Annotated in this window: 11 protein-coding genes; 10 read left to right on the forward strand and 1 reads right to left on the reverse strand. The window is 42.6% G+C overall.

All coding sequences use genetic code 11. The features are described 5' to 3' along the window. The first annotated feature begins 2 nt into the window (after positions 1-2). The 10 genes from UC75_RS11430 to UC75_RS11475 all read left to right on the forward strand — a co-directional run bounded on the left by UC75_RS11430 (position 3) and on the right by UC75_RS11475 (position 10,959). The gene (locus UC75_RS11430; RefSeq protein WP_049837663.1) at positions 3-920 is read left to right on the forward strand and encodes a VOC family protein; all 918 of its coding nucleotides are present in this window, start codon (positions 3-5) and stop codon (positions 918-920) included. A gap of 28 nt (positions 921-948) precedes the next feature. After that, a complete protein-coding gene (locus UC75_RS11435; RefSeq protein ID WP_049837664.1) occupies positions 949-2,160 on the forward strand; it encodes an NAD(P)/FAD-dependent oxidoreductase in 1,212 nt (403 codons plus the stop codon). 42 nt (positions 2,161-2,202) lie between these two features. Further along, the gene (locus UC75_RS11440) at positions 2,203-3,426 is read left to right on the forward strand and encodes an MFS transporter (RefSeq protein ID WP_049837665.1); all 1,224 of its coding nucleotides are present in this window, start codon (positions 2,203-2,205) and stop codon (positions 3,424-3,426) included. 23 nt (positions 3,427-3,449) lie between these two features. Further along, complete coding sequence (locus UC75_RS11445; RefSeq protein WP_013198649.1) at positions 3,450-3,971, forward strand: cupin domain-containing protein; 522 nt, start codon at positions 3,450-3,452, stop codon at positions 3,969-3,971. A gap of 36 nt (positions 3,972-4,007) precedes the next feature. Continuing rightward, positions 4,008-4,832, forward strand: a complete 825-nt coding sequence (locus tag UC75_RS11450; protein WP_049837666.1) for an alpha/beta fold hydrolase — start codon at positions 4,008-4,010, stop codon at positions 4,830-4,832. Between the two features lie 15 nt (positions 4,833-4,847). Beyond that, the gene (locus tag UC75_RS11455) at positions 4,848-5,642 is read left to right on the forward strand and encodes an SDR family oxidoreductase (protein WP_049837667.1); all 795 of its coding nucleotides are present in this window, start codon (positions 4,848-4,850) and stop codon (positions 5,640-5,642) included. 14 nt (positions 5,643-5,656) lie between these two features. Further along, positions 5,657-6,448 carry an aspartate dehydrogenase gene (locus UC75_RS11460; protein ID WP_049837668.1) on the forward strand — a complete coding sequence of 264 codons (792 nt, stop codon included), beginning with the start codon at positions 5,657-5,659 and terminating at the stop codon, positions 6,446-6,448. 13 nt (positions 6,449-6,461) lie between these two features. Beyond that, positions 6,462-7,928, forward strand: a complete 1,467-nt coding sequence (locus UC75_RS11465) for an aldehyde dehydrogenase (protein ID WP_049837669.1) — start codon at positions 6,462-6,464, stop codon at positions 7,926-7,928. A 38-nt stretch (positions 7,929-7,966) separates the two neighbouring features. Beyond that, entirely contained in the window at positions 7,967-9,607 is a 1,641-nt protein-coding gene (locus UC75_RS11470) for a thiamine pyrophosphate-binding protein (protein ID WP_049837670.1), read from the forward strand. Between the two features lie 155 nt (positions 9,608-9,762). After that, a complete protein-coding gene (locus UC75_RS11475; protein ID WP_049837671.1) occupies positions 9,763-10,959 on the forward strand; it encodes a hypothetical protein in 1,197 nt (398 codons plus the stop codon). A 58-nt stretch (positions 10,960-11,017) separates the two neighbouring features. Here UC75_RS11475 and UC75_RS21345 read toward each other — a convergent pair. Further along, positions 11,018-11,522 (reverse strand): MFS transporter (locus UC75_RS21345; RefSeq protein WP_228137305.1); only part of this gene is annotated, 505 nt, incomplete at its 5' end.

An 11,522-nucleotide genomic window follows, 5' to 3' on the forward strand; every position in this document is an offset into this window, starting at 1 on the left:
GGATCGAGATTTTAAAGTTTGGAGTTGAAGATAGAGCCGCTTCAAACAAGTTTTTGGCAGATTTTGGTTTAAGTCAAAGTACTTCAGATATTGAAGGCACAGATCTTTACCAAACCCAAAATGGTAGCAAGATTTATCTATTTAATTGTGATGATGACCGTTTGCCTGCTGCTATTGAACAAGGTTCAACTTTACGTGAAGTGACTTGGGGCGTTGATAGTCTTCAAGACCTTGAAGACTTGGCAGCTCGTTTGGCTGATGTAGAAGGTTTTAAACGTTCTGAAAATACAGTTCAGTGTCTTGACCCAAATGGTATGACCATCCGTTTTGAACAAAGTTTTGTTAAAGATGTGTCTGAACTTAAAACGGAAGGCATTAACCAATACGGCAACATTCAACGTGTAAATGCAGCAAGTCCCGTCTATGAAAAAGGTCAGCCTGTTGCGATTGGACACGTGGTGTTCTTTACACCAGATTTGGCAGCAACTGAAAACTTCTATATTGAAAAAGTAGGCTTTCATTTATCGGATGCTTACAAAAATCGCGGTGCATTCTTACGTTGCCGCGGTGAAGGTTATCACCATGATTTATTCTTGCTCAGTGTTCCAAATAAACCTGCTGGCTTAAATCACGTTGCATTTGTAGTTCGTGATATCCATGAGGTGATTGGGGGCGGTTTAAATATGAATCGTTCGGAATGGTCGACCTTTATTGGGCCGGGACGTCACCCAATTTCTTCTGCTTATTTCTGGTACGTCAACTCACCATTGGGTGGTGCATTTGAATATTACACTAACGATGATTATCTGACAGAAGAATGGCAGCCACGTGTAGAAGAACATCGTCTAGAGCTTTTCACCGAATGGGCGATTGAAGGTGGTCTCGATGACACAACCCGCCGTCAGGTGAAGCCTGTTTAACAGGTATTGCTTTACAAGGAAGATGGCTATGGAAAAGATTGTAATTGTAGGTGCCGGACAGGCAGCGGGTTGGGCGGTAAGTACACTACGCCAAAACGGTTATGTGGGCGAAATTCACGTGGTTTCAAATGAAGATCAAGTGTTTTATGAGCGTCCACCACTGTCTAAGCAAGTACTTTCAAAAGAAGCAACTTATGAAAGTTTGAATCTGTTCTCTCCTGAGCAGGTTCAAGAGTTCAAGGTTCAATGGCATAAACCGGAAATTGCGACAAAAGTCGATCGTGAGCAAAAACAGGTTCATTTAGAAAGTGGCCAAGTTTTGTCGTATGACAAATTGCTGATCGCAACCGGAAGCCGTGCACGTGTACCGGTCAATACATGGCAGTTCATTCCAAATGTTGTGACCTTACGCAATGTGCAAGACTGTGAACGTTTGGCTGAAATTTTAAAGAATGCAAAAAATGTCGCTGTGATTGGCGGTGGTTGGATTGGTTTAGAAATTGCTGCAACTGCACGTAAGCAAGGTAAAGATGTTCATATTTTTGAATATGGTGACCGTTTATGTGCAAGAAGTGTGAGTCCGGAAGTTTCTGCATTTTTAAAAAATATGCATGAGACCCAAGGTACAAAAATTCATTTAGACAGCAAGAGCCTTCATTTGGTTGAAGCACCTAATCAGAAAGTTGAAGTGGTTAACCATCCTCAAAATAGTCAGTTATTTGACTGTGTTGTGGTAGGTGCGGGCGCTGAGATTGCCAAAGAATTAGGTGTGCACGCTGGTCTCGATGTGAAAGATGGCATTGTGGTGAATTGTTTTGGGCAAACTTCAGATCAAAACATTTATGCCGCAGGTGATGTCGCGATTCATCCAGGCTTGGGTTATTGCATTCAGTCTTGGGCAAATGCACAAAATCAGGCTATTGCAGCAGCAAAGTCGATGCTCGGCATTGAAACTGAATATAGCGATATTCCATGGCTTTGGTCAGATCAATATCACTTTAATATCCAGATTTTAGGTACTTATCAGCCTGAAAAAACAAAGGAAGTAGTCATTCGCCAAGGCGGTGAAGATCAGGTGAGCTATTTATATCTGGACCATGAAAATTGTTTGCTCAACATGATTGCCATTAATGACTCGAAGCTAGTCAAACTGGCAAAACGTTGGATGCAAGCCAACACCGTTTTAGATCCAAAACTATTAGCAGATGCTGAATTTAATGTCATGAAGTTAAAACCGTAAACATTAAATCTGGTTCTCATTACCAAATCGAAGGAATGACACATGAGTAATGAAGAAAAAAGTGGATTGAAGCATTGGGTACCTGCTTTTGTCCTTATGGTGTGTGTGGTACTGGCGTTTTTCGACAAGATTAGTATTGCGGTTTTATTTTCAGATCCTCATTTTCAAAGTGCAATGGGAATTGCTGAAGATAAGGCCAAGCTCGGATGGCTCATGACAAGTTTTTTACTTGCTTATGGTTTTTCATCAGTCTTCCTAAGCTTTTTAGGCGACATCTTTAATCCAAAGAAAATGCTGTTCTGGAGCGTGACCTCTTGGGGTTTACTCATGTTTTGCATGGGCTTCACCACCAGTTATTCAGGCATGTTGATTTTACGTGTACTACTTGGTTTGGCAGAAGGTCCGTTATTTGCCTTGGCATATACCATTGTTAAGCAGACTTACACAGATCATCAGCAAGCACGTGCTTCTACCATGTTCTTACTTGGAACACCGATTGGTGCATTCCTCGGGTTTCCGATCACTGCAAATGTTTTAGCTCACCATGATTGGCACACCACTTTTTTTGTGATGGCTGGGTTAACGCTAATCGCAATTTTCAGCATTGTTTTTGGTTTACGTAACTTGCAGCTCAAGAAAACTGTCGAAATTGAGGGTGAGAGTAAACGCACCAATTTCAAAGGTCACATTGCCAATACTAAATTGCTGCTCAGTAACAGCGCGTTCTGGTTGGTGTGTCTCTTTAACATTGCATTGATGACGTATTTGTGGGGCTTAAACAGTTGGGTTCCTTCTTATCTTATGCAGGACAAAGGATTCAATCTCAAAGAGTTTGGAATGTATTCAAGCTTTCCATTCATTGCCATGTTAATTGGCGAAATTATCGGTGCGTTTTTATCTGACAAGTTAGGCCGCCGAGCAATTCAAGTATTTAGCGGTTTATTACTCGCGGGCATCTTCATGTATGTGATGGTCATTATGACTGAGCCATTATTGATTATTGCTGCCATGTCTTTAAGCGCAATGGCGTGGGGTTTTGGAGTAGCAGCTGTATTTGCTCTGCTTGCAAGAGTAACCACGTCAAATGTAGGCGCGACTGCGGGCGGAATATTTAACGGGTTAGGTAATTTTGCAAGTGCAATTGCGCCTGTTCTTATCGGTTACATCGTGATGCAAACACATAGTTTTAATTTAGGAATTACCTTCTTGGCTGCTGTCGCTGTCATTGGATCGTTGTTCTTAGTTCCTCTTTTAAAACGTTATTAATTCACTGTATAGGAGTTTAAAAAATGACTACACAACAATTCGAATCGTGGGCACAACCAGAAAATGCTTCTTTAGAAGATTGGTTAAACACACGTATTGCTCGCTTTGAGACACGTAAATATGACTTTGAGGCTTTGAAGTTCCAAGCCGATTACGACCCGAAATATCGCCGTGCACAAATGCGTTACATGGGTACGGGGGCAACAGGTGTTGCAAATGACGGTAACACTGTTCCAGCAGAAAACTTCACGTTTTCAACCATGGTTCTGCCACCACAGTGTGAAGGTCCTTTGCATATTCATCACGACGTTGAAGAAGTTTTCTTTATGCTCCGCGGCGAAATTGATTTGTTTATTGAGCACAACGGCGAAAAATTTGAGACCCGTTTAAAAGAGCGTGACCTGATTTCAATTCCACCGGGTATTTACCGTGGTCTATTTAACCCAGGTCAAGAAGATGCCTTGATGTGTGTGATGTTGGGAACAGGTAAACCAACCATTCCGAACTATCCACCAGAGCATCCGTTGTCTCAAATCAAACGTTAATTGTTTGATGAAGTGAATGAAAGGAAAGAATTGAAAATGATGACACTCATTGAAAAGTTAGCAGAATTTCCGGTGAAAACCGTCACTGTTCAAGGCCAGCAACAAGCTTATCGGGAAGCCGGTCAGGGTGAGTACCTTGTGCTGTTGCATGGCATTAGTTCAGGTTCTGCTTCATGGGTAAACCAACTTGAAGTGCTGTCTCATCATTTTCATGTCATTGCCTGGGACGCACCGGGCTATGGCAAATCAGATGAACTTTTAACTGATCAACCCAATGCGACCGATTACGCAAAGCGTTTGGCTGCGTTGTTTGATGTTTTAAAAATTGAAAAAGCAATTGTGGTCGGACACTCATTAGGTGCCTTACAGGCGAGTGCATTTGCTGCACTTTACCCAGAGCGAGTGGAACACTTGGTTGTTGCTAACTTAGCTCAAGGCTACCAGTGCCACGATGAACAAACACAAATTCAGGTTTTTGAAAAAAGACCAAAAATGTTGAAAGAACTTGGTGCTAAAGGAATGGCCGAAAGCCGTGGACCTCATTTGATTTATAAACAAGAGCCACAAGCCTTAGCCTTAGTTTCAGAGGTGATGCAACAGTTGACCCTACAGGGTTTCACACATGCATCGTACTTACTGGCATATGACGAAATACGTAATTACTTAACCCATTTAAAAGTCCCATGCACAGTGATTGCAGGGCAGCAAGATCAAATCACTCCTGCGTTAGGTATACAAGCGCTTGCTCAGGAATTGCAGTTGGAACAGCACTTCGTCATAGAAGATGCAGGACATTTAAGTTATGTCGACCAACCGCAAGCATTTAACCAAATTATGTTGACGATTCAGGAACAATCGTAAGAGAGATTAAGGATTATGAGCTTCCAAGTTGAAGGAAAAGTTGCAGTTGTTACCGGTGGCTCATCTGGGATTGGGCTGGCTGCTGTTGAAATACTGGTTGCAGAGGGTGCAAAAGTTGCTTGGTGTGGTCGCGATGAAGAACGTTTAAATGCGTCTAAGCACTATATTTTAGAAAAATATCCGCAAGCCAATATTTTTACCAAAGCATGCAATGTGTTGAAAAAAGAAGAAGTTCAGCAATTTGCTAAAGACGTCAAACTCAATTTGGGCAATGTGGATATGCTCATTAACAATGCTGGGCAAGGCCGTGTTTCAAACTTTGAAAATACGCAAGATGAAGACTGGATGAAAGAAATTGAGCTGAAATATTTCAGTGTTTTACATCCGGTACGGGCTTTTCTTGACGACTTAAAACAGTCAGCAAATGCCTCAATTACCAATGTGAACTCGTTACTAGCATTGCAGCCAGAGCCACATATGATTGCGACTTCATCTGCACGCGCTGCACTGTTGAATTTAACCCATTCTTTGGCACATGAGTTTACTCAGTATGGCGTTCGTGTGAACTCGATTTTACTTGGAATGGTTGAGTCTGCGCAGTGGAAACGTCGTTATGAAACTCGTTCAGATTTGAATCTGTCTTGGGAGGAATGGACTGGCAATATCGCAAAAAATCGTGGCATTCCTATGCAGCGTTTAGGCCGTCCAGAAGAGCCTGCACGTGCTTTAGTTTTCTTGGCATCACCATTGGCATCTTACACCACAGGTTCGGCAATAGATGTCTCAGGTGGTTTTAACAAACATTTATAAATATAGGTGCTGTCATGAAAAAGTTGATGATGATTGGTTTTGGCGCAATGGCAGCAGAAGTGTATGCCCACTTGCCTCAAGATCTGCAACTCAAGTGGATTGTAGTGCCATCTCGCAGTATTGAAAAAGTTCAATCACAAGTCACGTCTGACATTCAGGTGATTTCCGATATTGAGCAATGTGATGGTAAGCCTGACTATGTCATTGAGGTGGCAGGTCAAGCAGCAGTAAAAGAGCATGCTCAAAAAGTTTTAGCGAAAGGCTGGACCATTGGTCTGATTTCGGTGGGTACTTTAGCTGATAGCGAGTTTCTGATTCAGCTTAAACAAACTGCTGAAAAAAATGATGCACATCTGCATTTACTTGCAGGAGCTATCGCAGGCATTGATGGTATTTCTGCGGCTAAAGAAGGTGGTTTGCAAAAAGTCACTTACAAAGGCTGTAAAAGTCCAAAAAGCTGGAAGGGCAGTTATGCAGAGCAATTGGTCGATTTAGATCATGTTGCTGAAGCTACTGTCTTTTTCACAGGAACTGCCCGTGAAGCTGCAACCAAATTTCCGGCCAATGCCAATGTTGCAGCAACGATTGCTCTTGCAGGGCTTGGAATGGATGAAACCATGGTTGAGTTAACTGTTGATCCAACTATCAACAAAAACAAACACACCATTGTGGCAGAAGGTGGCTTTGGGCAAATGACCATTGAACTGGTGGGCGTGCCGTTGCCAAGTAACCCAAAAACATCAACTTTGGCTGCGCTTAGCGTGATTCGTGCTTGTCGCAACAGTGTAGAAGCAATACAGATTTAAGAAGGATTTGATCATGGCAAAGGAAATTTATATTGCAGGTGAATGGCGATTAGGCCGTGGTGCAGTCATTCAAAGCCTGTTTCCGGCAGATCAGTCGGTAAACGCTGAGCTCTCAACAGCAACGCTTGAAGATGTAAATGAAGCAATTGAAAAAGCGGATCAGGCTTGGCGTCAACTGAGTTGGAGAAACAGCTTGCCGCATGAGCGCGCACGTATTCTCTACAAAGTTGCAGACATTATTGAAGCGCGTGTCGATGAATTAGCGAAATTACAAACCCGCGATAATGGGAAGCCTTTAACCGAAACTCGCGGTTTGGTGATGAGCGCTGCGGCGACTGCACGTTATGTTGCGGCGGCATGTGAAACGTTGAACGATGAGCTCACTACTCAACGTGCTCCAGACTTTATGACTATGAGTGTGCATGAACCTGTAGGTGTTGTGGCAGCAATTACCCCTTGGAACTCTCCAATTGCGAGTGAAGTTCAAAAGCTTGCTCCAGCTTTGGCAGCGGGAAATGCCGTGGTGTTAAAACCAGCAGAAGCAACTTCACTGATTGCTTTAGAGCTTGCCAAAGTTTTTGAAGAAGCAGGTTTACCAAAAGGCTTACTCAGTGTGTTAGTTGGCCGTGGTTCTGTGATTGGTGACGCTATTGCTCAGCATCCATTGGTTCGTAAAATTTCTTTTACAGGTGGCACAACTACAGGTCGTCATTTAGCACACATTGCAGCGGACAAGCTTATTACCACTTCGCTTGAGTTAGGTGGTAAGTCACCAACCATCGTTTTGCCGGATGCAGATGTTGAACTGGCGGCTAAAGGTGTGGCGTACGGTATTTTTAGTTCGGCAGGCCAAGCGTGTATCGCAGGTTCTCGCTTGTTTATTCATAGCAGTCTTTACGATCAGTTTTTAACGCGTCTGGTTGAAATAACCAAAGGCTTACGTGTGGGCCACCCGGAACAAGCTGGTGTGCATTTAGGGCCACTGGTCAATGACAAACATTTGCAGTCTGTTGATCGCTATGTACAGCTTGCCAAAAGCGAAGGTGGTCAAGTTCTGATTGGTGGTGAGGCACTTACGACTGGTGACTATGCCAAAGGAAGTTATTACTTACCAACGATTATTACGGGCTTAAATAACAGTGCTCAAACTTGTCAGGAAGAAATTTTTGGCCCTGTTTTAGTCGTTATGAAATATGACAACGAGCAAGATTTAATTGCCCAAGCCAATGACAGTTGTTTTGGTCTGGCCGCAGGCATCTGGACTGAAAGCTATCGCAAAGCTTGGCGTATTGCACGTGCGTTAGAAGTGGGAACGGTGTGGATTAATACCTACAAAAAATTCTCGATTAGTGCGCCGTTTGGTGGCTTTAAAGACAGTGGTATCGGGCGCGAAAAAGGCCGTTTGGGCATTTTATCGTACATGCAACAAAAGAGTATTTATATGGGGCTGAATGAACAGCCTAACCCTTGGTGCGATTAATAAATTCAAGGACTGAAAACAAATTTTGAGGAACAAATATGACTGAACGTGTAAATGTAGGCGAAGCAATCGCAAGAGTTTTAGAAGCGCACCAAGTTGATAGTATTTATGGTGTTATTTCCATCCACAATTTACCTATTGCTGATGCAGTAGGACGCCGTGAAAAAATGCGCTTTGTCGCAGCACGCGGTGAGGCTGGCGCAGTCACCATGGCAGATGCACACTCACGCTTTAAAGGCCTAGGTGTAGCGTTGACTAGTACGGGTGCTGGAGCAGGAAATGCGGTAGGTTCACTGATTGAAGCAATGAATGCGGGTAGCCCTGTATTGCATTTAACGGGTCAAGTTGAGCGTGAATATCTCGACCGCGATGCAAGCTTCATCCATGAAACTAAAGACCAACTTACATTCTTACGTGCATCAAGCAAAGCGGCGTTTCGTATTACCAGTCCAGACAATGCAGTTGGTGTGATACGAGAAGCCATTCGTGTAGCAACTACAGTTCCAATGGGACCGGTAAGTGTTGAGCTACCTATTGATGTACAAGCAGCAGAAATTGACTTGCCACTTAATCTTGGGCCAGTGAAAGCACTTGAGTTGCCACAGGCAGAGCAAGCTGAAATTGATCTTCTTGTCAGTGAAATCAAAAAAGCAAAACGTCCGATTTTCTGGATTGGCGGTGGAACTTTAAATAGCGTTGCCGAAGTTAAAGCAATTGCAGATTTAGGTATTCCGGTGGTGTCGTCTACGCATGGCCGCGGTGTGTTGGCAGATGATCATCCACGTAGTTTAGGTGCGTTCCATAACTCGGCAGGTGTTGAGCAGTTATTAAAAGATGCTGACTTAATGGTAGTCGTGGGTTCTCGTTTACGTAGTAATGAAACCAAAACTTATTCGGTTGAATTCCCTGAAAATATTATTCAGGTAGATGCAAACCCAGTGGCTCAGCAACGTAATTACAAAATCCGCAACTTCATTTGTGGCGATGCCAAAGATGTATTAACACGTGTGTTGGAACAACTTCAAGGCACTTCAAAAGTTGATGCCGATTATGATGCTGCTGTAGTAGCTGCTAAACAAGCTGCAATTGATTCACTGCGCAAACAAATCGACCAGTACGCATTAATTTGTGATCACTTGCGTGCAGCTTTACCTCAAGACGGCATTTTTGTACGTGACATCACCATGTCGGGTAGTACATGGGGCAGTCGTTTATTCCCTGTACAGGCACCAAACCAAAACATCCACTCACTTGCGGGTGCAATTGGTTTAGGTCTTGCAACAGCAATTGGTGCTTCGGTTGCTAACCCTGACAAAAAAGTAATTGGTTTAGTCGGGGATGGCGGCTTAATGCTTGGCATTGGTGAAATTGCAACTATGGTGCAAGAAAACACCAACATGGTCTTAATGATTATGAATGACGGTGGCTATGGCGTAATGCGTGGCATTCAAAATAACTACTTTGGTGGTCGTCAGTATTTCAATGAATTGCATACACCAGACTACAAACTCCTTGGCGAATCAATGGGTGTGAAAAGCTGGAAAGTCGGTAGTGCAGATGAGTTTAAAACGGTTATTCAAGAGGCTGTCGCTTTTGAAGGGCCAACCGTAATTGAGCTCGATATGAACTCGATTGGACCATTAAACTTCGCGGGTCCACCGCAAAAGAAACTGTATTAACCAGTTTGGATGGTTTAGTACATATGCGATGGGAGCTGCTAAGCCATCCTTTTTTTAGATAAAATTTTTTGTCTAAAAAACAATAAAAACTAAGTTTTACAGGTAAAACAAATAAAGTTCCAGCAGGACGCTGGAACTCAATCAAGGATGTAGAGATGAAAAAGACTTCATTGATCATGGCATTCATTGCACCGCTTACGCTGGGGGTAAGCGTCAATGCATTTGCAAAAGATTCATTGCTTGAATGGAAAAGTGATGACGGCACCGACTCATTAAAGTTAGGTGGGGTGGTTCGGTTAAATCAACGCTATGAAGATTGGGAAGGGCCAAACCGTGGTTTTGGTAAGCTCCATTTTGATATTTTCAGGGTTGATCTCAAAGGAAAGTTTGATGATGCCTACATCAATGCCAGTTATATGTTTCAAGACCAACAGAAAACGTCCATTGAAAAAGCATATGTTGGCTATAACCTAGATGCCAATAACAGCATTGAAGCAGGTCTGGTCTATAAACCTTTCACGATTTATCCATACCCACAAAATGGCTGGACCTATCACATTCCATTCTTTTTAGGTTATGGCAACAATATTGCGCCGGGGATTAACTGGAATTATCACGACAAAGATTGGGATGTAAAACTCGGTTATTACCCGCAAATGTTAGAGACGAATTTACGTTATTCACCTGAAAGTGCAACTTATGATGACTTGGCAGGAAATGCATTTCCATCTCAAAAAGCCTATCAAAATGAAAAACGCAATCAGGTGAATACCCGCATTGTTCGCAAGTTAGAAACTGATTTCGGTAAGCAAGAGTTTGGTGTATCGGGTGCGATTGCTCAGCTACATAACGATATTACCGATAAAGACGGCAAATATCATGCAGTCGGTTTGCACACCGAAAACAACTACAAACGCTTTAATTTACAAAGCTCGGTTATTCATTATCAATACGATGCTAAAAATCCAGATGGTGTAAATAGTGATATGACTTTGATGGGAGCAAACGGCCTTACACCTGCTTATTTCATTGCTTCGGAAGGTACGATTGCCAGTTTAAACCTTGCCTATACGTTGCCTGTCACTAATATGGGTAAGCTAAAAGCCATTAAGTTTTATAATGATTATAGTTATCTGGATAAAAAACGTGATGATTGGTCCGACTCGCAAATGAATACCACAGGGATGATGTTTATTGCTTCACCATTTATGGTTTGGGCAGATTATACGTGGGGTAAAAACTCCAACATTATTGGTGGCTCTACAAACTCAACGGGTTATACCTCCGCAACCTCGCCAAACAGCGATAAATGGTTATATCGTATTAACTTTAATATCGGCTTTACTTTCTAAACTAAGCAGCAATAAAAAAACCACGCGATCGGCGTGGTTTTTTCATAGGTTAAAGCTTTTAATATCTGTTTTTTTCAAACTTATTCCAAAATACAAAAGCAGTCACAAAGGCTAAAATAGTCAGTGCGAAAATATAATACATCGCACCAATATCACTATATTGACTGAGCCAATGTACTAAAGGCAGTGTCATACCACCAACAATCGCATAAGACAAATTATAAGAAAATGAAATGCCCGAGAAACGCACAGGCGCGGGGAACATTTTGACCATACTGCTCGACACCATGCCGACAGTACCTGAGCATAGACCTAACAACATATATAAACCAAAAATGGTTGAGTGTGCCGCGTGCCCCAAACTGTTATAAAAAACTGCTGCTGTGAGTGCCACGGCAAGCGCACCGACCATCATGACTTTGCCACAGCCAAAACGGTCAGCAAAATAGCCAGCCAAAATACAACCTACCATTTGCATAACAATTGCTGCACTTTGCATTTCAAAAGTCTGTGCGCGTTCAAAGCCAAATGAACCAATCAATAAATTGGGCATGGCTAAAATC

This window comes from Acinetobacter sp. V2 (genome assembly GCF_001188385.1).
In the GTDB taxonomy this organism is placed as follows: Bacteria; Pseudomonadota; Gammaproteobacteria; order Pseudomonadales; family Moraxellaceae; genus Acinetobacter; species Acinetobacter oleivorans.